This window comes from Nocardiopsis protaetiae (assembly GCF_045446735.1).
Lineage (GTDB): Bacteria > Actinomycetota > Actinomycetes > Streptosporangiales > Streptosporangiaceae > Nocardiopsis > Nocardiopsis protaetiae.
In genome coordinates, this window is sequence record NZ_JBJJBV010000025.1 from 1 (window position 1) to 22,503 (window position 22,503).

At 75.3% G+C, this 22,503-nt stretch carries 18 protein-coding genes and 1 pseudogene; 9 read left to right on the forward strand and 10 right to left on the reverse strand.

Features of this window, described 5'->3' with window-relative positions; genetic code table 11:
- A partial coding sequence (locus ACJOT3_RS06365; RefSeq protein ID WP_406969786.1) for an MFS transporter occupies positions 1 to 1,437 on the reverse strand: 1,437 nt, incomplete at its 3' end.
- A 141-nt stretch (positions 1,438 to 1,578) separates the two neighbouring features.
- On the reverse strand, positions 1,579 to 2,778 hold the full coding sequence (locus tag ACJOT3_RS06370; protein WP_406969788.1) for a M20 metallopeptidase family protein: 1,200 nt from the start codon (positions 2,776 to 2,778) through the stop codon (positions 1,579 to 1,581).
- A gap of 104 nt (positions 2,779 to 2,882) precedes the next feature.
- Between ACJOT3_RS06370 and ACJOT3_RS06375 the strand changes: the two genes are divergently transcribed.
- Positions 2,883 to 3,908 (forward strand): Lrp/AsnC family transcriptional regulator, encoded by a 1,026-nt coding sequence (locus ACJOT3_RS06375; RefSeq protein WP_406969790.1) that lies wholly within the window; start codon positions 2,883 to 2,885, stop codon positions 3,906 to 3,908.
- Positions 3,909 to 4,079: 171 nt separating this feature from the next.
- Here the strand turns inward: ACJOT3_RS06375 and ACJOT3_RS06380 are convergent, their stop codons facing one another.
- The 4 genes from ACJOT3_RS06380 to ACJOT3_RS06395 all read right to left on the reverse strand — a co-directional run bounded on the left by ACJOT3_RS06380 (position 4,080) and on the right by ACJOT3_RS06395 (position 7,871).
- A complete protein-coding gene (locus ACJOT3_RS06380) occupies positions 4,080 to 5,255 on the reverse strand; it encodes an ABC transporter permease (protein WP_406969862.1) in 1,176 nt (391 codons plus the stop codon).
- A gap of 221 nt (positions 5,256 to 5,476) precedes the next feature.
- Positions 5,477 to 6,229: an ABC transporter ATP-binding protein gene (locus ACJOT3_RS06385; protein ID WP_406969792.1), complete on the reverse strand. Its 753-nt coding sequence runs from the start codon at positions 6,227 to 6,229 to the stop codon at positions 5,477 to 5,479.
- Positions 6,226 to 7,368 carry a peptidoglycan-binding protein gene (locus ACJOT3_RS06390; protein ID WP_406969794.1) on the reverse strand — a complete coding sequence of 381 codons (1,143 nt, stop codon included), beginning with the start codon at positions 7,366 to 7,368 and terminating at the stop codon, positions 6,226 to 6,228. The genes ACJOT3_RS06385 and ACJOT3_RS06390 overlap by 4 nt, the downstream gene beginning before the upstream one ends.
- Positions 7,365 to 7,871 carry a hypothetical protein gene (locus ACJOT3_RS06395; RefSeq protein ID WP_406969796.1) on the reverse strand — a complete coding sequence of 169 codons (507 nt, stop codon included), beginning with the start codon at positions 7,869 to 7,871 and terminating at the stop codon, positions 7,365 to 7,367. Before ACJOT3_RS06395 ends, ACJOT3_RS06390 begins: the two co-directional genes overlap by 4 nt.
- Before the next feature lie 190 nt (positions 7,872 to 8,061).
- Between ACJOT3_RS06395 and ACJOT3_RS06400 the strand changes: the two genes are divergently transcribed.
- Positions 8,062 to 8,742: a response regulator transcription factor gene (locus ACJOT3_RS06400; protein WP_406969798.1), complete on the forward strand. Its 681-nt coding sequence runs from the start codon at positions 8,062 to 8,064 to the stop codon at positions 8,740 to 8,742.
- Positions 8,739 to 9,992, forward strand: coding sequence for a sensor histidine kinase (locus ACJOT3_RS06405; RefSeq protein WP_406969800.1), 1,254 nt, complete (start codon positions 8,739 to 8,741; stop codon positions 9,990 to 9,992). Before ACJOT3_RS06400 ends, ACJOT3_RS06405 begins: the two co-directional genes overlap by 4 nt.
- 159 nt (positions 9,993 to 10,151) lie before the next feature.
- Here the strand turns inward: ACJOT3_RS06405 and ACJOT3_RS06410 are convergent, their stop codons facing one another.
- The 4 genes from ACJOT3_RS06410 to ACJOT3_RS06425 all read right to left on the reverse strand — a co-directional run bounded on the left by ACJOT3_RS06410 (position 10,152) and on the right by ACJOT3_RS06425 (position 13,525).
- Complete coding sequence (locus ACJOT3_RS06410) at positions 10,152 to 11,129, reverse strand: ABC transporter ATP-binding protein (protein ID WP_406969802.1); 978 nt, start codon at positions 11,127 to 11,129, stop codon at positions 10,152 to 10,154.
- A 2-nt stretch (positions 11,130 to 11,131) separates the two neighbouring features.
- Positions 11,132 to 12,001, reverse strand: coding sequence for an ABC transporter permease (locus ACJOT3_RS06415; RefSeq protein ID WP_406969804.1), 870 nt, complete (start codon positions 11,999 to 12,001; stop codon positions 11,132 to 11,134).
- The gene (locus tag ACJOT3_RS06420; protein ID WP_406969806.1) at positions 11,994 to 12,794 is read right to left on the reverse strand and encodes an ABC transporter permease; all 801 of its coding nucleotides are present in this window, start codon (positions 12,792 to 12,794) and stop codon (positions 11,994 to 11,996) included. The genes ACJOT3_RS06415 and ACJOT3_RS06420 overlap by 8 nt, the downstream gene beginning before the upstream one ends.
- Positions 12,795 to 13,219: 425 nt before the next feature.
- On the reverse strand, positions 13,220 to 13,525 hold the full coding sequence (locus ACJOT3_RS06425) for a hypothetical protein (protein WP_406969808.1): 306 nt from the start codon (positions 13,523 to 13,525) through the stop codon (positions 13,220 to 13,222).
- A gap of 519 nt (positions 13,526 to 14,044) precedes the next feature.
- Between ACJOT3_RS06425 and ACJOT3_RS06430 the strand changes: the two genes are divergently transcribed.
- The 6 genes and pseudogenes from ACJOT3_RS06430 to ACJOT3_RS06455 all read left to right on the forward strand — a co-directional run bounded on the left by ACJOT3_RS06430 (position 14,045) and on the right by ACJOT3_RS06455 (position 22,442).
- Positions 14,045 to 14,893: an ACT domain-containing protein gene (locus tag ACJOT3_RS06430; protein WP_406969810.1), complete on the forward strand. Its 849-nt coding sequence runs from the start codon at positions 14,045 to 14,047 to the stop codon at positions 14,891 to 14,893.
- 83 nt (positions 14,894 to 14,976) lie between these two features.
- Entirely contained in the window at positions 14,977 to 16,275 is a 1,299-nt protein-coding gene (locus ACJOT3_RS06435) for a hypothetical protein (protein ID WP_406969812.1), read from the forward strand.
- 96 nt (positions 16,276 to 16,371) lie between these two features.
- On the forward strand, positions 16,372 to 17,079 hold the full coding sequence (locus ACJOT3_RS06440) for a L,D-transpeptidase family protein (protein WP_406969814.1): 708 nt from the start codon (positions 16,372 to 16,374) through the stop codon (positions 17,077 to 17,079).
- Positions 17,080 to 18,278: 1,199 nt separating this feature from the next.
- Positions 18,279 to 18,689 (forward strand): annotated as a pseudogene (locus ACJOT3_RS06445) (hypothetical protein); the annotation flags it as partial.
- Between the two features lie 510 nt (positions 18,690 to 19,199).
- Positions 19,200 to 19,619, forward strand: coding sequence for a hypothetical protein (locus ACJOT3_RS06450; protein ID WP_406969816.1), 420 nt, complete (start codon positions 19,200 to 19,202; stop codon positions 19,617 to 19,619).
- A 57-nt stretch (positions 19,620 to 19,676) separates the two neighbouring features.
- On the forward strand, positions 19,677 to 22,442 hold the full coding sequence (locus ACJOT3_RS06455; RefSeq protein ID WP_406969818.1) for a DEAD/DEAH box helicase family protein: 2,766 nt from the start codon (positions 19,677 to 19,679) through the stop codon (positions 22,440 to 22,442).
- The last annotated feature ends 61 nt before the right edge of the window (positions 22,443 to 22,503 follow it).

Consider the following 22,503-nt stretch of genomic DNA (forward strand, 5'->3'; position numbering starts at 1 on the left):
GGCCGGACGCCGGGTCCGCCGCCCGGTCCGCCCGGCCAGGACGGCGGTGACCACCGCCAGCGCCGCGCTGATCCCCCACACCGCCCGGTAGGCGTCCAGGGCGGGCAGGTCGGTGCCCTGGATCAGCAGCATCCCCAGCAGCGACGCGGTCAGCGCCCCGCCGACGCTGCCGCCCAGCGTCTTGAGGTTGTTGTAGAACGCGGTCGCGCTGCCCGCCCGGTCCTCGGCGCTGTCCTCCACGATCACCGTGGGCAGGGCGCCCAGCGCCAGGCCGAACCCGAGCCCGGCCACCGCGAAGCAGGAGACGAACGCGGGCAGCGACGCCCACGCCGCGGCCAGCCCCACCGTTCCCGCCGCCATGAGCACGAACGACAGGCCCACCGTCCGCCGGTACCCCAGCCGGGTCGCGATCGGCGCGATACCGCTCGCCCCCACGAACGCCAGCACCGTCGGCACCGCGATGACCAGGCCGATGCTCATCACGTCCAGCCCGAACCCGTAGCCGGTCCCGGCGGGGTCGCTGGACAGGAAGGTCACGGCGATGCTCTGCCCGCCCAGCATGATCACGCCCAGCGTGAACCCGCCCAGGTACTGGGGCGCGATCCGCGGGTGCGCCACGGCCCGCACGTCCACCAGCGGGTTCTCGCTGCGCAGCTCCACCCGCACCCACAGCACCAGCAGTACCACCGAGAGCACCGCGCCGCCGAGCACCACCGGCGAGGTCCACCCCAGCTCGTTGCCCTGGGACACCCCGCCGAGCAGGCTGACCAGGGCCAGGCCCAGCAGGACGCCGCCCGCCCAGTCCATCCCGCCCGCGGCCCGGTTCCGCGACTCCGGGACCTTGAAGTACGACAGCACCAGGCAGCCCACCGCCAGCGCGGCCAGGATTCCCAGGGTGACGCGCACGTCGCCCAGCGCCGTCTGGAGCACGCCCACCAGCAGGACCCCCAGCAGCGAGCCCAGGGTCAGCGAGCCGACCAGCATGCCGATCGCCCGGCGCCCCTGTTCGGGGGAGAGCCGGTCGCGGACCAGCCCGATCTCCAGCGGCAGCAGGGCGGCCAGCGGGCCCAGCAGGGCCCGGCCCACCAGCAGCACGCCCAGGGTGGGCGCGAGCGCGACGACCACGCTGCCCACCGCGATGCAGGCCAGCGACACCCGGAGCATGCGCCGGTACCCGTACAGGTCGCCCAGGCGGCCGAACACGGGGACGCTCACCGCGGCCGACAGGTACTGCACGGCGTGGATCCAGTGCAGGTCGGCGCCGGAGATGCCGAGCTCCTCGCGCAGCGGCGGCAGCAGCGGGGTGATGGAGCCCTGGAGCAGGCCGCTGGTGAGCTCGAAGAACACCAGCAGGCCGACCACGGCCACCACACCGGTGGTGGCCGTCGTGGCCGCTCCGGGGTTCTCCGGTTCGGTCGACGAGGGGGGAACGCTCATGTCAGCCCTTCCGTACGGGTCGAGGGGATGAAGGGGGTGCCGCCGCTGCCGGGCGCCGTCGCGCCGGGCGTGACCGCGAGCCGGTCACCATGGCGCCGGGCACCGCCGTGGACCGCGGGCGCCGTCGCGCCGGGCGCCGGGTCAGGCGGCACCGCGCGCCAGGCGGCGCACCGCCAGCTCGGCCAGCAGCGCGGCCTGGACGGGCAGCACCGCGTCGTCGTAGCGGGCCTGCGGGGAGTGGTTGGCGGGCGCGGTGTCGGGCTCCGCGTCCGCGGGGGTGGCGCCGAGCATGAGCATCGCCCCGGGCACCCGCTGCAACACCAGCGAGAAGTCCTCCGACCCGGCGGCGGGGACCGGCGACACGAACCCGGCGGTCTCCCCGAACAGCTCGAACACGGTGTCCATGGCGAACGCCGCCTCGGCGGCGTCGTTGACCGTCACCGGGTACAGCACCCGGTACTCCACGTCGACCTCCAGCCCGTGGGCGGCGGCGATCCCGCGCACCAGGGCGGGCAGGGCCTCCTTGAGGCGCTCCTGGTTGGCGGGGGAGTAGCTGCGCACGGTCGCCTCGAACTCGGCCTCGTGCGCCAGCACGTTCTGCTGGGTCCCGGCGGCCAGGCGGCCCACGGTGACGACGACCGGGTCGAAGATGTCGTAGGTGCGGGTCACGTGGCTCTGGAGCGCCAGCACCATCTCGCAGGCGGCGGGCACCGGGTCCTTGCCCTTGTGCGGGGAGGAGCCGTGGCCGCCCTCGCCGCGCACGGTCACCCTGAGCACGTCGGAGGCGCTCATGACCACGTCCGGCTTGGTCACCCAGAACCCGGCGGGCAGCAGGTTGGCGGCCACGTGCACGGCGTAGGCGGCGTCCAGGGGCTTTCCCGCGGCGTCGAGCACACCCTCCTCGATCATCATCCGGGCGCCGTCGTGGCCCTCCTCCCCGGGCTGGAACATGAACACCACGTCGCCGGGCAGCTCGTCGCGCACCTCGCACAGCAGCTGGGCCGCCCCCACCAGTCCGGCGACGTGCAGGTCGTGGCCGCAGCCGTGCATCACCCCGGGGAACCGGGAGGCGTACTCCAGCCCGGTGTCCTCCTGGACCGGCAGCGCGTCCATATCCCCGCGCAGCAGGACCGCGCCGCCGGGCAGGCCGCCGCGCAGCACGGCGGTGACCGAGCCCAGCTCCCGGCCCACGGTGACCTCCAGGGGCAGGCCCTCCAGGGCGGCCAGGACCTTGGCCCGGGTCAGCGGCAGCGCCAGCCCGATCTCCGGTTCGCGGTGCAGGGCGCGGCGCAGCTCCACCAGGTCCTCGCGGTACTTCTCCGCCCGTTCCACCATCCGCATGCCGGGATCCCCCTGTCGTTCACGTTCGCCAACCGGGCCAGGATGGGGCGGAACGCCTGCGATCGCGCGGATATCATCGGAAAAACGCAGGTCAGGAGAGAACCATGCCGGAAAAACGCATCCTGGACGACGTGGACCAGCAGCTGGTCCACGCCCTCCAGATCGCCCCGCGCGCCTCCTGGACCGTGCTGGGCCGGGTCCTGGGGATCGACGCGGCGACGGCCGCCCGGCGCTGGCAGCGGCTGCACGACTCCGGGGCGGCGTGGATCACCTGCTATCCGGGGCCGAGCCTGGCGGGTGCGGGCGGCTGCCTGGCGTTCATCGAGGTGGACTGCGCGAGCGGCCACCTGCTGCCGGTGGCCCGCGCGTTCACCGAGCTGCCGCACGTGTCCACCGTCGAGCACGTCACCGGCGACCGGGACCTGCTGCTCACGGTGATGACCGAGGACGTGGGGGCGCTGTCGCGCTGGGTGGTGGGCTCCCTGGACACCATGGAGGGGGTGCGCTCCAGCCGCACCCACCTGGCGGGCTCGGTGTTCACCGAGGGCAGCCGGTGGCGGCTGCGCGCGCTCACCCCCGCCCAGGTGGAGCGGCTGTCCACCGAGGCGCTGCCGGTGGAGGCCGCCGACCTGCCCGACGAGCTGGACCGCCGGATCATGGTGGAGCTGTCCATGGACGGGCGCATGTCGTACACCGCCCTGGCCGAACGCTGTGACAGCAGCCCCGACACGGTCCGCCGCCGGGTGCGCCACCTGTTCGCCGCCCGCATGGTGCAGGCCCGCTGCGAGGTGGCCCGGCCGCTGTCGGACTGGCCGTCCGTCATCCTGCTGTGGGCGGGCGTCCCGGCCGACGCCATCGCCGACGCCGCCCAGCGCATCACCGCCATGCGCGAGGTGCGGCTGTGCGCGGGCGTGACCGGGCGGCACAACCTGCTGATCGCCGCGTGGAGCCGGTCGGTGGAGGACTCCCAGCGGTTCGAGGCCGACCTGCTGTGGGTGGTGCCCGACCTGGTCGTGGGCGACCGGGCGGTCGGCCTGTGGCAGGCGAAACTCCTGGGCCAGCGCCTGGACCAGCGCGGATACCGCACCGGCGGGGTCCCGGTGGACCCCTGGGCCGTCCCCGGGACCTGAACCCCGGGGACGGCCCCGGCGGTCACCGCGGGCCCACGCCGTGCGGTGGGCCGGACCTCCGGGCCGCCCCGGGGACCGGTGCGGCGGAGCCGGACCCCGGGACACTCTTTCCGGGGATTCCGGACGGCGGGCCGGGCCACGGCCCGCCGTCCACCGCGCTCAGTCCGCGGGTCAGTCCGCGCTCAACGCCTCCACCGGGTGCTGGGCCGCGGCCCGCAGAGCGGGCAGCAGCCCGGCCACCGCGCCGATCGACACCGTCGCGGCCACCGCGCCCGCCCCCGCCCACCAGGGCAGGGCGAACGGCCACCCGCGCAGCAGCGCGAACACCAGGGTCACCAGCGCGCCCAGCGCCGCACCGAACACCCCGCCCAGCAGCGACAGCGCCATCGCCTCCACCAGGAACTGGACCCGGATCGCCCCGCGGGTCGCCCCCAGGGCCCGGCGCAGGCCGATCTCGCCGCGCCGCTCCAGCACCGAGATGACCATGGTGTTGGCCACCCCGACCCCGCCGACCAGCAGGGCGACCCCGCCCAGGCCCAGCAGCAGGCCCTGGAGGGTCTGGTCGGCGGCCTGCCCGGCGGCCAGGGCGTCGGAGGGCCGCGACACCTCGACCTCGTTCGGGTTCTCCGGGTTGGCGTTGCGGCCGATGAGGTCCCGGGCCTGGGCGGTCCGCTCCGGGTCCGTGCGCACGTAGATCGTCGACGGGTCGCCGGTGGCCCCCAACAGCTCCTCGGCGGCCTGTTGACCGACCAGCGCCGCGTTGTCGAGCTCGGGCGCCAGCTCGACCGGGGCCAGCACGCCCACCACGGAGAAGTACTCGCCGCCGATGAGCACCAGCGTGTCCGGGGTGATCCGGGTGACGCCCAGGCGTTCGGCCGCCCCCGCGCCCAGCACCACGGCCGGGTGGTCCGTGGTCGCCCCGTTGAACCACTCGCCCAGCGCCATCCGCGCGCGCAGGGTGTCCAGCAGGTCCACGTCCACGCCGTGCACGCCGATCCCGCCGGACTCCCCGTCGGGGACGAGGTCGCTCCGGTAGACCTTGGCCCCGTTCACCTGTTCCACCTGCGAGGTGCGGTCCACCTCGGGCATGCGGTCGATCCGGCCGCGCGCCTCCTCCGGCAGGGTCGCGTCCCCGCCGAAGAAGGTGCTGCCGGGCGCCACCGTGATCAGGTCGGTGCCCAGCCGGGCCAGGGTCGCCTCCAGGTCGGCCCGGCCGGAGGCCGAGATGCCCACCACCGCGACCATCGCGGCGATGCCGATGGCGATCCCCAGGGCGGACAGCACCACCCGGGCGGGACGGGCGCGCAGCCCGCTCGCCCCGGTGCGCAGGTGGTCGAGCGGCGACAGCCGGGCGGGCCGGGGCCGGTTCCGCCGGGCCGCGCGGGCCTCCCGCCGTTCGCTCCGAGTGGCTCGGGCCGCGCGGCGTTCGCGCCGGGTCGGTCGGCCTCCGCGGCTCCCGTTCCGGGCCGTCCGGCCCCCACGGTGTTCACGCCGGGTCGCCCGGCCCTCCGGCGGGGACACCGGTTCCTCCTCGCGGCGGCGGGCCGTCGGCACCTCTCCCCGGCGGCTCACGAGACCCCCTCGGCGAGCGGGGCGGCGGAGTCCGCGACGACCCGGCCGTCCCGCACCTCCAGCCGCCGCGGCGCCCGCGCCGCCAGCTCCCGGTCGTGCGTGATCACGACGACGGTGACCCCGTCCTCGTGCAGCCCGCGCAGCAGCCCCATCACCTCCGTGCCCGAGGCCGTGTCCAGCGCCCCCGTCGGCTCGTCGGCCAGCAGCAGGTCGGGCGAGCCGACCACCGCGCGGGCGATCGCCACCCGCTGGCGCTGCCCGCCGGACAGCTCGTGCGGCCGGTGGCCGATCCGGTCGGCCAGCCCCACCCGCTCCAGCGCCGCCCGCGCCCGGGCCCGGCGAACCCGCAGCGGGACGCCCGTGTAGAGCAGGCCGTCGGCGACGTTGTCCAGCGCCCGCACGTTGGGCGCCAGGTGGAACCGCTGGAACACGAACCCCAGGGTGCGGGCGCGCAGCGCCGACAGCGCGCCGTCGTCCAGCGCCCCCACGTCGTGGCCGAACACGCGCACCGTCCCCTCGGTGGGCGCGTCCAGGGTGCCGATCATGTTGAGCACCGTCGACTTGCCCGACCCGGACGGGCCGACGATCGCGACCATCTCCCCGCGCTCCACCCGCAGGTCCACCCCGTCCAGGGCGCGCACCCCGCCGGGGTAGGAGCGGGTCACCCCGGTGAACTCGACGGCGGGGACGCCCCGCGCGCCCCAACCGCCCTCGCGGGCGCTCTTCTGGGTGCTCTCCTGGGCGCTCATCCCGGGACCACCACTTCCGTGCCCTCGTCGATGCCCTCGCCGGTGACCTCCACCAGGCCGTCCGAGAACCACCCGGTCTCCACCGGGACGTCGGTGACGGTGCCGCCGGCGTCCACCACCGACACCCCGTACCCGCCGCCGGCCAGGGCGATCAGCGCCCCCACCGGCACGGCCAGCACGTCCTCCCGGCTCTGGCCCCGCACCTCCACGGTGACGGGGGCCTGGTCGAGGAACCCCTCGGCGTCGTCGGGCAGGCGCACCAGCACCTCCACGGTGGCCTTGTCCTCCCCGCCGGGCGTCCCCTCCTGCCCGTCGTCGCCGGTCTCGGCGACGGTGCCCACCGAGGCGACCTCGCCGGTCACGGTGCCGCCACCGGGCATCTCCACGTCCACCTCGTCGCCCTCGGCCACCAGGTCGCGGTCGTCCACCTCCAGGTCGATCCGCACCACCCGCTCGGTGGCGGCGGTGTCGAGCAGGGCGGTGCCGGGGGCGACGTTCGACCCCACCGCGACCTCGTGCGAGACCACCCGCACCGGGCCGGACGTGTACCAGATCCGGGCCGGGTCGACCGTGCCGGTGACCTCCAGGCCCCGGGTGTCCCGCTGCCAGGTCCTGACGGCCTCGGCGGTCAGCGCCGTGTACTCGTCGTCGACGGTGAAGCCGCCGTACCCGAGCTCGGACAGCGCCTGCTCGAACCGGCGCACGTCCTCGCCCCTCACCCCCGGCTCCAGGGTCCGGTGGGCGGGGACGTCGCCGCGCAGCAGGATCGTGGGGCGGCCGTCGATCTCCCAGGCCCGGTCGCCCGCCGACAGCTCGGTGCCCACGTCGGGCAGCCGGGTCAGCACCCCGTCGGAGCGGGCGAAGAAGGACCCGGCCGCGGGGTGCCCGAGGGTCCCGTCCAGGGTCTCGCGGCGCTCCAGCGTGGTGAGCCGCACGTGTGCGGTGGCCTCCGGCCGCGGGGCCGCGTCACCCTCGGAGGACGGCGGCGGCCCCCACAGCATGAAGGCGGCCAGCGCGCCCAGCGCGGTGAGGGCGGCCAGGGCGGCGAGCAGCCAGCCCAGGCCGCGCCGCCGGCGGCGCGGGGGTTCGGTGACCCCGGGTTCCACCCCGGGCTCCTCGGGGAGTGTCGCGGTGCTCACGAGTCACCGTCCTCGCCGCCCCGGCCGCCCGCGCCGCCCCGGACCTCTTCCTGGGCCTGCTCCGAGCAGCGCATCATCGCCTCCATGCCCTCGTCGTCGCCGGGCTCGATCGGGATGGCGATGCCCTGGCCGCGTTCGGGGTCGGGCATGTCGAAGCCCTCCGCGCGCATGCACTCGGCCATCAGCAGGCCCTCCTGGAACAGCTCCTCCTCGGAGGGCGCGTTCTCGTCCACCGGGAGGATGTCCTCGCAGGCCTCCAGGGCCGCCAGGTACTCCTCGTCGTCGGGGTCCACCGCGGGCAGGGAGATCATGCCCTCGCCCTCCGGGTCGGGCATGTCGATGCCGTTCTCGCGCATGCAGGCGGCGAAGTCCACCATCGCCTCCTCCATGGTGGGCTCCCGCGTCCCGCCGGCCTCCTCGCCGCCGTCACCGCCCAGGACACCGCAGCCGGTGAGCAGCAGTCCCGCCGTGACCGCCCCCAGGGCGTAGGCCGATACGCGCATGTTGTTCGACTCCTCGATCGCGGGTGCCGGCCGGTCCGGCACCGCTGAGGAGCACATGTCATCGGGGCGGCGGTTAGCCGTTGGTTAGGGCGGGTGCGGTGGGTGCGCGGTCCCCGGCCATAACCGTGCTCTAACCCCGCGCGTGCATACTCGCCGGTCAGAGGGATGTCGGTGGTGAGAGGGGAGTGCCGTGCGGGTTCTGGTGGTGGAGGACGAGCCGTCGCTGGCCCGGACCGTGGCCGAGGGGCTGCGCGGCGAGGGCATGGCCGTGGACGTGTGCCACGACGGCGGCACCGGCTGGGAGACGGCCACCGTGCACGACTACGACGTGATCGTTCTGGACCGGGACCTGCCCGTCCTGCACGGCGACCACGTGTGCCGCCGCCTGGTGGCCGACCCCGACGTCCACGCCCGGGTGCTCATGCTCACCGCGGCCGGAGGGCTGGAGGACCGGGTGGCCGGGCTCGACCTGGGTGCCGACGACTACCTCGCCAAGCCCTTCGCGTACGCGGAGCTGGTGGCCCGGGTGCGGGCGCTGGGGCGGCGGGCCCGGCCCGCCGCCCCGCCGCTGCTGTCCGCGGCCGGGCTGGAGGTCGACACCGTGCGCCGGGCCGCGTTCCGCGACGGGCGGGAGCTGGCGCTGTCGCCCAAGGAGCTGGGGGTCCTGGAGGAGCTGCTGCGCGCGGACGGCGCCCCGCTGTCGGCGGTCCACCTGATCGAGAAGGTGTGGGACGCCCACCTCGACCCGTTCAGCGGGGTGCTCAAGGTGGTGGTGCACGGGCTGCGGCGCAAGCTGGGCGACCCGCCGGTGGTCGAGACCGTGCCGGGGCAGGGGTACCGGATCCGGGCCGGGGCGGGGGAGGCGGGATGAGCGGGCTGGCACTGCGCACACGGCTGGCGCTGGTCTACACGGCGGTGTTCGTGCTCGGCGGGGTGGTGCTGCTGGGCGTCAACTACGGGATCGTGTCGGCCAGCCTGGAGGACCGCGGTGTCGGCCTGGCCATGACCGTGGAGGGGGTCGCCGTCCAGGCCCTGGACCGCGCGGACACGATCTCGGTCCCGGCCATGCCCACCGTGCCGGTCGACGGGTACCAGGACGTCGAGTACTACGGGGAGGCCCAGGAGGCGGTGGAGGCGGTGCTGGAGTCCTACCGCTCCGAGGTCCTCATGGACATGGTGCTCAACTCCGTGCTGGTGCTGGCCGGGGTGACGGCGCTGGCCGCCCTGGCCGGGTGGCTGATCGCGGGCCGCCCGATGCGGCGGCTGCACCGGGTCACCGAGACCGCCCGCACCCTGTCCGAGGACGACCTGCACAGCCGCCTGGCGCTGACCGGCCCCGACGACGAGTTCCGCGAGCTGGGCGACACCTTCGACGGCATGCTCGCCCGCCTGGAGCAGGCGTTCGACAGCCAGCGCCGGTTCGTCGCCAACGCCTCGCACGAGCTGCGCACCCCGCTGGCCGTCCAGCGCACCGCCCTGGAGGTGCCGCTGTCCCAGGGGCGGGTGCCCGAGGACCTGAAGCCGACGTTCGCGCAGGTCCTGGGGTCGGTGGAACGCAGTGAGGAGCTCATCGCCGGGCTGCTCCTGCTCGCCCGGTCCGACCGCGGCCTGACCGGCACCGGCACCGAGACGGTGGGGCTGGCCGAGATCGCGGGCGACGCCGTCGCCCTGCACACGGGGACGGCCGCGGCCCGGGGCGTGGCGGTGGAGCTGGAGGTCGAGCCCGCCGACGTGGCCGGGGACCGGGTGCTGCTGGCCCACCTGGCCCGGAACCTGGTGGACAACGCCCTGCGCTACAACGTCGACGTCGAGGACGGGGAGGGCGGGGACGGGGTCGGCGGGCCCGGCGGCGGCCGGGTGCGGGTGGAGGTCCGCACGATCGCCGGTCGTTCCGTGCTGCGGGTCGCCAACACCGGACCGCGGGTGCGCGACGCCGACGCGCTGTTCGAGCCCTTCCACCGCGGCGACGCCGCCCGCCTGCACCGCGACCGCCCCGGCAGCGGCCTGGGGCTGTCCATTGTCCGGTCGATCACCGAGGCGCACGGCGGCACCGTGTCGGCCCTGCCCCGGCCCGGGGGCGGCCTCACCGTCACGGTCGGGTTCCCCGCCGCGGACGGGTGACGCATCAGGGCGGTGACGCAACTACGCAACGAAAGCGTGTTCGCCCCAAGGCGCGGGTTTCGTCACCGCCGGCGACGGCCGACACGCCCGGGGGCGCCGCCAACGAAAGCCGTTGGCGGCGTCCCCGGACCCGGGCGGCCCCGGTCCGGGCCGGGCGGCTCAGACCGGGCGCGGCTCGGCCCCCCGGTACAGGGCCGCCACCACACCCTCGATGTCGGGCTCCTGGAGGGTGAGGTCGGCGATCTCGTGCGCCGCCGCCACCCGGCCGATCACCACCGACGGGTTGTCCGACAGCTCCAGCCACTGGCGGGGGCCCTCGGTCCGCACGCACCGAGCGCCCGCCACCTCCAGTGGCGGGGCGGGCTCGGCCAGGTCCACCACCAGCACCCGGGGCGTGGGCACGGCCGCGCGCAGCCCGTCCAGGTCGCCGTCGTAGGCCAGCGAACCGTGGTCGATCACCACCACCCGCTCGCACAGCCGCTCCACGTCGCCCAGGTCGTGGGTGGTGAGCAGGATGGTGGTGCCCTCCTCGGCGTTCAGGCGCAGCAGGAACTCGCGGATGGTCGACTTGCTCACCACGTCCAGGCCGATGGTGGGCTCGTCCAGGACCAGCAGGCGGGGGCCGTGCAGGAGCGCGGCCGTGAGGTCGCCGCGCATCCGCTGGCCCAGGCTGAGCTGGCGCACCGGGGTGGTCAGGAAGGAGCCCAGTTCGAGGAGTTCGGTGAGCTCGGCCAGCCGCCGGGCGTGGTCGGCGGCCGGGATCCGGTACATGTGCCGGGCCAGCTCCAGGCTGTCCTTGAGCGGCAGGTCCCACCACAGGGTGGTCCGCTGGCCGAACACCACCCCGATCCGGGCCGCCAGGCGGGTCCGCTCCCGGGACGGCTCCATGCCCAGCACCCGCAGGCGCCCGGCGGTGGGGGTGAGGATGCCGGTCAGCATCTTCATGGTGCTGCTCTTGCCCGCGCCGTTGGGGCCCAGGTACCCGACGATCTCCCCGGCCCGGACGGTCAGGTCGATGTCGCGCACCGCGGACACGGTGCGCCGGGTACGGCGGAACAGCGGGCCCTCGGACAGCACGAAGTCGCGGCCCAGGCCGGCCGCCTCGATGACGGTCTCGTCGGAGTGTGCACGGGTCATCTTCAGCTCCCGGTGGATCGGTAGTGGCGCAGGCCCAGCCGCCACAGCAGGGCGGCGGCCGCGCACGACAGGGCGGCGACGAACGGCGGGGCGTAGCGGAGGAGGTCGGGCAGCCCGGTCGGGTCCGGGCGGTCGAGCAGGTACAGCACCGGCTGCCAGCCGATGAACGCCAGCGGGACCGCGAAGGTGACGGCGAGGACGACCCCCTTGCCGTAGATGGACAGCGGGTACTCGGTGAGCGCCTGCCCGCCGTAGGTGAGCGAGTTGGCGGCCTCGCGGGCGTCGGCGACGAAGAACTGCAGGCACCCGCTCGCGGTCCAGACGGCGGCGGCGATCGCCACCCCCGACACCAGCAGGACCGGCAGCATCACGACCTTGCCCGGGGTCCAGGCGATATCGCAGAGGTACAGCGCCACCCCCGCGACCACGGCCGCCGGGACCACCCGGCCCAGGCGGCGCAGCGCGAACCGGTCGGTGGCGATCTGGATGAGCGGGGACACCGGCCGCACCAGCATGACGTCGAGGGACCCGCCGCGGATGTGCTGGCCCAGGCCCTCCACCATGCCCATGAGCATGTCCGCGGTGGCGAACACCAGGTTGGCCAGGGACGCGATGAGCAGGCCCTCCACGAGGGAGAAGCCGTCCAGGGCCCCGGCGTGCCGGAACACGACGAACACGGCGAAGATCTCGGCGACCGCGCCCAGCGACGTGCCCAGGGTCATCAGCGCAAGGGAGGCCGGGTACTGGGCGAGCGCGCGGCTCCAGGTCCAGGCCAGCAGGGCGTAGACGCGGAACGGGCGGGTGAGGCGTTCGATGGGCCGGTCGGGGGTGCGTTCGGGGGAATCGGAGGAACGCGGGAGGAGGTCAGCCACCCTGGACCACCACCTTGCGGGTGGCGACGGAGGTGAGCCACGCGCCCAGGAGCAGCAGGGCGGCCGCCCACCCGGCCTGGAGGGCCAGGCCGCCCGCGATGCCCCCGCCCGGCAGGCTCTCCTTGCCCAGCACGATCTCGGCCGGGATCTGGATGGTCGCCGCCCACGGCAGGACGCGCAGCACGTCGCCGAGGGCGGGCGGGAAGAGGGTGAGCGGCAGCAGCACCCCGGCCGCCACCGGGCCGACCAGGCCGACGACCGCCCAGACGCCCCGGGTGTCCAGGATCCAGAACCCGGCCAGCTCGTACAGGTAGCGCAGGGCGAACCCGACGACCGCGGCCAGGGCGAAGGAGACGAGGGCCAGCGCCCAGTGCCCGGGCCCGTCGGGCAGGACGAGGTCGAACAGGACCACCCCGACCAGGAAGGTCGGGGCGCCGCGGAAGACCAGGCTGAACGTCGCCCGTCCCATGTCCTCGGACAGCCACCAGCCGAGCAGCGGGACCGGGCGCAGCAGGTCGTTGGCGACGGCACCGGTGCGGATGCGTTCGCCCAGGTCGAGCGGGGGTCCGACCAGCGCCACCGTGGCGAACAGCCCCTGGCAGACGAACACCTGGGTGACGGCGTCGCCCGCGTCGTAGCCGTTGATCTCGGGGCGCACCGAGAAGAGGGCGAGCAGGACGGCGGCGTTGATGCAGCCGAAGACGGAGTTGGTGAAGATGCCGGCGAGCGTGGCCGCGCGGTAGGTGGAGTACCGGCGCAGCCCTCTGATGTACACGGCCGGATAGACGCGCACGAAAAAAGACCCCCTTGGGGACGTGCTGGATGGGAACTTCGTACCTCGAAGGCACGGTGTGTCCGGCACGTCCCTGACGCGCGAGGGGCTCAGGTCCGGGTCGCCGCGAAGGGTGAAGATAACACGTTCACGCGAGGGGCGGGGGCCGCGCGGGCTCCGGGGGCGGGGGCCGTGCGAGGTCCGGGACGGGTGTGCGGTTCGGGGATCCCGCAGGGCCGGGGTCCGCGCACGGGCCGGGACGCTCGCGGGGGTCGTGGTCGGCGCACGGGCCATGGTCGGTGCGCGGGTCACGGTCGGCGCGCGGGCCGGTGGAGTCCGGGCCGGTCGGGGGAGTGCCGGTCGGGGGAGTGCCGGGTCCCGTCCCGGCCCCCGATGGCGGGACGGGACCCGGCGCAGCCGATGTCGGCGCGGCGGCGGAGGGAGGGTCAGGGCATGGTGCGGATGCGGTCCGGCTCGTGGAGGGAGCCGGGATCCTGCTCCCGGCAGGCCCGTCGGAAGGCCTCCTCCGCACGCCGGTCCGCGAGGAAGGCGGCGATCAGGAAGGTCAGCCCCAGGGCGGAGGCCACGGCCGTGGCGGGCATCGCCCAGGTCGACTCGGGTCCGAAACCGGTGAGGAGGGTGGGCGGGTCGGGGCGGGCCAGCAGGACCACGGCCACCACGGCGATGAATCCGGCCACGACGCCGACGATGATGAACACGCCCATCGCGGCGGTGGATCGGGTCGGTCGCATCAACACGGTGGCGGGTGGTTCCTCGGTCCTTCGCATCCCCTGTCGGAGGTCCTCGGCCTTCAGTCTCGTGGTGGTCGCGCTCGTGGTGGTCGCGGTGCTGGTCGTCGTCATGCCCGTCGAGGTGAGCCCGGCAGGGATTCTCATGTGATCTCCCGTGGTCCGTCACTCTGTTTTTGCCGCTCGTTCGCTGGAACGAGGTCGGGCTTGATCAACTCACGCCCTGATCTATGTGATCTAGTTCACCTTCCCGCTTTGGGGAAAATAATCTACTGCGGACGGTGATTTTACGTTCACTATTAGCGGGTCGAACGTTGCGCGGGGGTTGCACCACCTGCGGTTACGCGGATCCCGATCCGGAAGCCCGGCGGCGTCCGACGGAATTCGGCGGGGTTTCGGACGGGCCGACGGGAGGTTGCGGCGGCGTTCTGAGACCGACCGTGAGCGGGCTCACGCCACCCCGTTACCGTTCCGTCATCGACCGGAGCACGGGCGCAACGTCGGCTTGGCACCGTCGGACCCATGGACGCTTTCGAAGGCCACCACACGACCGACGATCGGCGCACCGGCTTCCTCGGCAGGGAGGTGCTCGACTTCGGGGTCCTGCTGATCGCCGCCGGGGCGGCGCACCTGGTCGTGCTCTCCCTGGGACACAGCGACGGCGGGGCCCGCGCCCTGCTCGCGGTCGGGGCATTGCTCGTCCTGTCCGCCGGCCTGCACCGCTGGTACCGGCACCGGCGGCCCGCGGCCCCCGTGGCGGTGCCCGGGATCGAGGGGCGCCGACCGCGCCACGGCGTTCACGGCCCGGCCGTCCACGACCCGCTCGGCGACCGGCTGTGGAGCGTGCGGGTCACCGTCGCGGACGTCCCCGGCGGGCTCGCCGCGCTCACCGCCGGGTTCGCCGCCCTGGGCATCGACATCCGGCTCATGCACGTCCACCCCGCCGGGGCCGAGGCCGTCGACGAGTTCTTCGTCAGCGCGCCCGCCCGCGTGGGGGCGCACGCCCTGCACGCCGCCGTCCGCGAGGCGGGCGGCCGCGACGCCATCGTGCGCACCGCCGACCCGCACGAGCTCAGCGACACCACCAGCCGGACCCTGGCCCTGGTCGGCGCGCTCGCGTCGGGGGACGCCACCCTGGAGGACTCGCTGCTGTCGCTGGCCGCCGCCCAGCGGGTCGAGACCGCGGACGGGCCGCCCGCGGGGCTGGGGCGCGAGGACCTGTCCGGCAGCGTGATGACCCTGCCCGCGCCCGACGGCCGGGTGCTCGTCGTCCGGCGCTCCGGGGCGCCGTTCACCTCGGTGGAGTTCGCCCGCTGCCGGGCGCTCGCCCAGGTCGCCGCCACCCTGCGCAGCCGTACCGGCAGCGCCTGACGGGACGGGTGTGAACCAGGGGGTTCGAGGGCGCGTCGCACCGGGAGCGGGCCGCCCGGGCCCGCCCCGCCCCCTGGAGGAACATGAGCGACACCGATCCGCTGGCCGCCGCGCGGGAGATCCTGGAGCAGGGCGAACCCTCGCGCGCCGTCCTCTCCCTGCGTTCGTACGCCGACGACCTGCCGCTGCCCGACCTGGTCGCGCTGGTGCGCGACGCCTCCCGCGCCCTGGGCGCGGACGACCTGGCCGCGGCCGCCGCCGACCTGCTCGGCGACATCGACGGCCCCAAGGCCCTCTACGACTTCGGGTACGCCGCCACCGGGTCGGGGATCCCGTTCGCGGGGGTCCCCGCGCTGCGCCGGGCCCGCGAACTCGCCCCCGACGTCCTGCCGATCCTGTGGGAACTGGCCTCCGCGCTGGAGGACGCCCACCGCCACAGGGACGCCGCCGACGCCCTGCGCGGGTGGGCCGGCGAGCTGCCCGCCTGGCCCGGCCGGTACCTGGTCGCCTACAACTCCTTCGCCGCGGGGGACCTCGACGGCGCCCGGGCGGCGCTGGCGGGCCTGCCCGCCCCGCAGGACCCCGACTGGGCGCCCGCCCGCGACCGGGTCGCCGCCATGGCGGAGCGGGCCGCGGTGGCCGCCGCGGCCGGTCCGCTGGACGGCTTCGACCTGCGCGGATGGCATTTCGCGCTGCACGGGGGAGTGGTCGCGCACCTGTCCCCGTACGGGTTCGAGGAGTCGATGCGGGGGCGCTACGCGTTCGTCTCCGACGACTACTCGTACTGCCGGACCGGACTGGAGCGGCTGCGGCTGGTGCTGGAGACCGCCGGGCGCGCGGTGGACGGCGTCATGGCGCCGCCCGACCGGGACAGCACGGTGCTGGGCCTGGCCGCGGCCCGCCTGCTCGACCTGCCGCTGCTGCCGGTGGACCCGGCCCGGCCCGGGGTACTCGTGGTGGCCTACGACCTCGACGACGCCGACCCGCAGCTGCGCGGGGCGCTGTTCGAGCGGCCCGAGGGGCAGATCCTCTTCGAGCACGCCGCGAGCTGGGTGCGGCCCTCCGGCCCGGCGGCCGACGTGGTGACCCTGCTCCACCAGAACGTGCACCGCCCCTGGGGCGAGCGGATGCGGATGGCGGACGTGGAGGACCCCTCCCGCGGGGTGGAGACGGTCCCGGCGGACGAGCGCCCCGAGGCCGAACTCGCCGAGGAGGTCCTCGCGGCCGAGGCCCTGACCGGCGAGAACGGCGAGGGTGAGCCGCCGGACACGGTGGACGTGCTCACCGGGTTCGTCGGCGCCGTGGCCGGGCATTGGGCGCGGTCCGCCCGGCGCTGGCGCGCGGACACGCCGGGTCCGGTGCGCAGCTCGTTCTTCGGCTGAACCCCGCGCGCCCCGGGGCCGCCGGTCCCGGGGCGCCTTTGTCCACAGGCTGTGGAAAATCACCCATGATCCGCCCCAGGCGGGTAAAAGAGACGTATGGCAACCCCCCGAACACCCTCCGTCCCGTTCCCGATCCGGCTCCTGGCGGTGCTGCTCACCGCACTGCTGGGCGCCCTCCTGCTCGCTCCACCCCCTGCCCACGCCGCCGGCCGCGAGCTGCGCAACGGCGACTCTGGCCGGGCCGTCACCGCCCTCCAGGAGGACCTGCTCGACCTCGGCTACTGGCTCGACGGCGCCGACGGCGAGTTCGGGCCCAACACCGCCCAGGCCGTGCTCGCCCTCCAGAAGGCCGCCGGCATCGACCGCGACGGCGTGGTCGGCCCCGACACCCGGGCCGCCCTCGCCGACGGGGTCCGACCATCGGCGACCACCACCGGCGACGGCCTGGAGATCGACCTCCGGCGCCAGCTGCTCCTGGTGGTCTCCTCCGGCGAGGTGGAGTACACGCTCAACACCTCCACCGGCTCCGGCAAGCCCTACCTCGGGTCCGACGGCTCCGAGCGGATCGCGGTCACCCCGACCGGCTCCTACACGGTGTTCCGCCAGGTGTCCGGCTGGGACCCGGGCCCCTACGGGGCGCTGTACGCGCCGATGTACTTCAACGGCGGCATCGCCGTCCACGGCTACCCGAGCGTCCCGGCCTACCCGGCCTCCCACGGCTGCGCCCGGGTGAGCCTGCCCGCCATGGACTGGCTCAGAGAGGAGGGCCACATCGCGGTGGGCACCCCCGTCCTCGTCCGCTGACCCGGCCCGCCGCCGCTGATCGTCTCGGCGGCAGGCCGTCCCCCGCCGTTCACCCACCGGTGGGGTGACCGCCGACGTCCCCGGGAAGGAGAGGACACGGCCGGGCGGAAAGACCGCCCGGGCCCGCGAAGGGGACCCGCATGCCTTTCCTGATCGCCACCGCCCCCGGCCGTGCCGACCACCCCAACGAGGACTTCGCCGCGGTGACAGAGCACTGCGCGGTGCTGCTCGACGGCGTGAGCGGCCCGCCGGACGGCGACGACGGCTGCTCCCACGGGGTGGCCCGGCACGTCCGGCGGCTGGGCGGCCTGCTGCTGGCGGGCATGGACGCGGGCCTGCCGCTGCGCACCGCGCTGTCCGAGGCGATCGCCGCGACCGCCGCCCTGCACACCGACACCTGCGACCTCACCCACCGGGACACCCCGTCCGCCACCGTCGTCGCCGTCCGCCTCCACCCCGCCCACATCCCCGCCACCCGGGGCGCCGTCGCCCCCACTGCGGACGGTGGTGGCCCGCCTCGTCCCGATGGTGCCTCCGCCATTGGGGACGTGCCCGGCCCCGCCGCGGCGAGGGAGGCCGAGGCGTCCGATGGTGCACCCGCCACCCGGGGCGCCGTCGCCCCCACTGCGGACGGCGGCGGCCTGCCTCGGCCCGATGGTGCCTCCGCCATTGGGGACGTGCCCGGCCCCGCCGCGGCGAGGGAGGCCGAGGCGTCCGGCGGTGCGCCCGCCACTCAGAACCCCTCCGGCTCTGCCGCGGACGGTGTCGCTCTCGGTGGCGGCCCGCCTCGGCCCGATGGTGCCTCTGCCAACCGGGATGTCCTTGGCCCCGCCGCGGACGGTGGTGCTCTCGGCGGCGAGCTGTCTCGCCCCGATGGTGCATCCGACATCTGGGACGTGCCCGGCCCTGCCGTGGACGGCGGCGGGTCACCCCGACCCGGCGGCGCACCCGCCACCCGGGGTGCTCCCGGCCCGGCTGCGGCGAGGGCGGGCGCGGCACCTGGTGGCGGTGTGCCCTCGGCGGTGGGCGGGGCGGGGTGGCTGGAGTACCTGGTGCTGTCCGACTCGGTGCTGCTGGTCGCCGACCCGCGCCCCCTGGCGGACGCGGCGGCGGACCCGCACACTTCGTCGGGCGCGGCGGCGTCGGCCCGCCGGGCGGCGCCCGACTCGGCGGCGCCCGGCCACCGGGGCGGGGCGCTCCGGGAGACGGACGGGGTCGGGCTGGTGGCCGACACCCGGCTGGACGTGCTGCGGGCCGACCTGCGGCGGCGCGGGGCGGCGGCGGGGCAGATCCGGACGCTGCGCGGCGTCCCCGGCGGGTTCTGGACGGCGGGCGCCGACCCGCGGGCGGCGGACGAGGCGCTCACCGGGACGGCCCGCCTGGACCGGTTCGCGCTCATGACCGACGGCGCGACCCGGGCGGTGGAGGTCTTCGGCGACCTGGATTGGGGACAGGCCTTCTCCCTGGTTTCGGACAAGGGTCCGGCGGCGCTGATCGAGCGGGTGCGCGCCCTGGAGGACGCCGACCCGCAGGGGCGCGCCCACCCCCGCGGCAAGGTCCGCGACGACGCGACCGTCGTGTCCTGGGTGCCGGAGGACCTTGCGCCCTAGGCGATGGCCCGCGGACCGGGCGGCCGCGGCGGCGCGCGGGCCGCGCCGGTCCCCCGGCGGCGGGGCGCGGCCCCGCGCTCCGCGATCGCTGTTTTCGGACTGGCCTAATTCGGGTATTCGGATATCTCTCCCGGTGGCACCTGGGGGCGGAGAGTGCTGTCACCAGGCGGGAACTGCGGCGTCGACATTGATCATTGCCGACGTTTTTCTCGGCGATTCAGATGACATTCGGTGGATTTGTCGAGAAAAATTCCCGGAACCTCCGCGAGACCCCCGCGCGTCACACCACCGTGTGGCGGAGAACGCCGGGATACCCACACCACAGGCGCTTTCGCCTGTCGTGTTCATCCGGTAGATTTCCCGGTAACCGAACAGTCGGGGTTACTCCACAACGTCCCCGCGAGGCTTCGGTGTTCTCCCCGCACCCCCTGTTCACTTGTGCACCCTCAGGTGCCCCGTGCCCGGAAGCAGCGATTGACGATCCTCCTCAGAACAAGAAAAGGAGACGGCGTGACCCCCACGGGCGTCCTTGAACCGACCGGCCCGAACCGCGCCCTCAACGGCACCGGATGGCTGGACCGCCTGCTCTCCACCCCGGTGGCCGCCACCGTCGAACGCTCGCGCCCCCTGCGCGACATCGACGGCTACGAGCACCGCCCCAACCCCCTGCACGCCCGCACCGCCGCCGAGTTCCTGCTCACCATGCGCCGCTACGTGGTGTGGGCCGGCGACTGGTCCTACCGGGAGCTGGAGTACCTGTGCGGCGGAGCCGTCAAGCACTCCACCTTCTCCCAGGTCCTGGAGGGCGACCGGCTGCCCCGCTACGTCTTCCTGATGGCCTTCGTCACCGCCTGCGCCGGGGAGGACGAGGCCGAACGCCGCCGCTGGGTCACCGCCTGGAACCGCGTCCGCGCCGCCGCCCCCCGCTGACCCCGGCGCCCGGCCCCGGCCCCGGGCAACGGCGCAGGCTGCCGCTACCGTGGACGGGTGCCCGTCACCGCGGATCCCCCCGACCTCCGGCCCTACCAGCGCGAGGCGCTGGAGGCCGTCGCCGCGCGCTGGGACGCCGGGCAGCGCCGAACGTGGATCGTCCTCCCGCCCGGAGCGGGCAAGACCCTCGTCGGCCTGGCGGCCGCCCGCCGACTCGACCGCCGGACCGTCGTCCTCGTGCCCAACACCGCCATCCAGGGCCAGTGGATCCGCACCTGGGACTCCCTGCGCCCCGCCGGCGACGACCGCACCGCCGGGACCGGCCGCGACCTCTCCCACCACGTCACCGTCCTCACCTACCAGTCCCTGGCGGTGTTCGACCCCGACGCCGAGACCGATGAGGAGGGCGGCGGCCGCACCTCCGTCCGCGACCGGCTGCACCCCAACGGCCGCGCCCTCGTCGACGCCCTGCACGACGCCGGCCCCCTCACCGTCCTGCTCGACGAGTGCCACCACCTGCTCCAGGTGTGGGGCCGCCTGCTCTCGGAGGTCCTCGACGACCTCCCCGACGCCCACGTCATCGGGCTCACCGGCACTCCCGCCACGAACCTCACCGCCGCCGAGCGGTCCCTGGTGGACCGCCTCTTCGGTGAGCCCGTCACCGGCGCCTCCATCCCCGCCCTGGTCCGCGACGGCTACCTCGCCCCGTTCGCGGAGCTCGCCTACCTCACCACCCCCACGCCCACCGAGCTCGCCTACCTCCGGGAGCAGGGCGAGCGCTTCTCCCGGATGTGCGACGACCTGCTCACCCCCGGCTTCGCCACCACCGACCTGCTGCCCTGGATCGACGCCCGGTTCGTGCACCGGGACGCGGCCGAGGGCGGCCGTGTCCCCTGGTCGCGGGTCGCCGCCGCCGAACCCGCCCTGGCCGACGCCGTCCTGCGCCTGCACCACGCCGGCCTGTGCGACCTCCCCGAGGGGGCCCGCCCGTTCGAGGAGCACCGCCGCCCGCCCACCGCGGCCGACTGGATCGCCCTCATCGACGACTACGCCAAGCGCTGCCTGCCCCCGGACTCGGCCTCCGAACGCGACCGCGAGGCCCGCGAACGCCTGCGCGCCTCCCTGCCGGCGATCGGCCACCACCTCACCCGCAACGGCGTCCGGCGCGGCGTCTCACCGGTGGACCGGGTGCTGGCCCGCAGCGACTCCAAGGCCCACGCCACAGCCGAGATCCTCGCCGCCGAGGCCGCGGTGCTGGGGGAGCGGCTGCGCGGCCTGGTCCTGTGCGACCACGAGCACGCCTCCTCCCGGCCGCCCGCCGCCCTGCGCGGCATCCTCGACGCCGACGCCGGGTCGGCGCGCCTGCAACTGACCACCCTGGCCGCCGACCCGCGCACCGACCTGCTGGACCCGGTGCTGCTCACCGGCCGCACGGTGGCGATGGCCCCGGGCACGGCCATGGTCTTCCTGGAGTACGTCCGCACCGAACTGCCCGGCACCGAGCTCACCGCCGTCGACCGCCCGGACGGCCTGTGCGACATCGAGGGCCCCTGGTCGCCGCGGGTCCGGGTGGGCGTGGTCACCCGGTTCTTCGAATCCGGCGGCTCGCGCGTCCTCGTGGGCACCCGCGCCCTGCTCGGAGAGGGCTGGGACGCCCGCGGCGTGAACACCGTCGTCGACCTGACCACCGCCACCACGCCCACCGCCGTCGTGCAGAGCCGCGGCCGGGCCCTGCGCCTGGACCCGTCCTGGCCCGACAAGACCGCGCACACCTGGACGGTCGTGTGCGTCTCCCGCGACCACCCGCGCGGGGACGCCGACTGGGACCGGTTCGTCCGCAAGCACCGCGGATACCTGGGTGTGGACGCCGACGGCGAGGTCATGAGCGGTGTCGCCCACATCGACCCGTCCCTCTCCCCGTACGCGCCGCCCGCCGACCCCGACGGGCTCAACCGGCGCATGCTGGACCGGGTCGACCGCCGCGACCTCACCCGCGAACGCTGGCGCGTCGGCGAGCCCTACGAGGACTCCCTGCTGCCCACCCTGCGGGTCCGCCGCACCCGCCCGCCGACCGCCGAACGCGGCACGGACCTCGCCCTGCCCGACCCGCCCCGCGTCCTGCCCGCCGACCGGGGCGTGTCCGGCCCCGAGGCACCGCACAGGGTCCCGGCCGCCGCCGTCCTGCTGGGAGTACTGGCCGCCCTGCTCGCCGTCGCCGCGTTCCTCTCCCCGTGGACCCTGGTGGGCGCCGCGACCGCCGCCGCCCTGGTCCCGGTCGCGCTCCGCCTGCGCGCCGCCGCCCGGCTGCGCCACGCCCGCGCCCTGCTCTCCGAGGCGTCCGCACCGGAGGACACCCTCCGCCACGCCTGCGCGGTCGCCGACACCCTCCGCGCGATCGGCCGCTCCGCGACCGGCGCCGCCGGGGTGCGGGTCCACGTCGACACCGACGGCGTCTACCGGTTCACCCTCCCCGACGCCGCCGAGGACTTCGCCACCGCCCTGGAGGAGCTGGTCGGGCCCGTCGTCGGCGACCCCTCCCACCTGATCCCCCGGCCGCTGCCGCCCGCCGCCACGGACGAGAACGCCCGCGCCCTCCTCGACGGGGCCCTGCCGGAGAACCCGGTCGCCTACCACGTCGTCCCGGCGCTGTTCGGCCGCAAAGGCGACCACCGGTCGGCGTTCGAGACCGCCTGGGGGCGCTGGATCGCCCCGGCCACCGCCGTCCCCACCGCCACCGACCCGGGCGCCGCCCTGCTGGCCGCCCACTACGGCGCCTTCCCGCTGGAGGACACCGCCACCGCCCGCCGCCTCACCTGGTCCTGACCTCCCCCTCACCCCACCGGTCCCCCTCACCCCCGGTCTCCGTCACCCCACCGGCCCCCGC

Coding starts and splice junctions, on each gene's coding strand:
- ACJOT3_RS06370 (WP_406969788.1), bottom strand. CDS start 2,778: ATGCGGATGGTGGAACGGGCGGAGAAGTACCGCGAGGACCTGGTGGAG.
- ACJOT3_RS06430 (WP_406969810.1), top strand. CDS start 14,045: ATGGACGCTTTCGAAGGCCACCACACGACCGACGATCGGCGCACCGGC.
- ACJOT3_RS06440 (WP_406969814.1), top strand. CDS start 16,372: ATGGCAACCCCCCGAACACCCTCCGTCCCGTTCCCGATCCGGCTCCTG.
- ACJOT3_RS06405 (WP_406969800.1), top strand. CDS start 8,739: ATGAGCGGGCTGGCACTGCGCACACGGCTGGCGCTGGTCTACACGGCG.
- ACJOT3_RS06385 (WP_406969792.1), bottom strand. CDS start 6,229: ATGAGCGCCCAGGAGAGCACCCAGAAGAGCGCCCGCGAGGGCGGTTGG.
- ACJOT3_RS06395 (WP_406969796.1), bottom strand. CDS start 7,871: ATGCGCGTATCGGCCTACGCCCTGGGGGCGGTCACGGCGGGACTGCTG.
- ACJOT3_RS06410 (WP_406969802.1), bottom strand. CDS start 11,129: ATGACCCGTGCACACTCCGACGAGACCGTCATCGAGGCGGCCGGCCTG.
- ACJOT3_RS06425 (WP_406969808.1), bottom strand. CDS start 13,525: ATGCGACCGACCCGATCCACCGCCGCGATGGGCGTGTTCATCATCGTC.
- ACJOT3_RS06375 (WP_406969790.1), top strand. CDS start 2,883: ATGCCGGAAAAACGCATCCTGGACGACGTGGACCAGCAGCTGGTCCAC.
- ACJOT3_RS06435 (WP_406969812.1), top strand. CDS start 14,977: ATGAGCGACACCGATCCGCTGGCCGCCGCGCGGGAGATCCTGGAGCAG.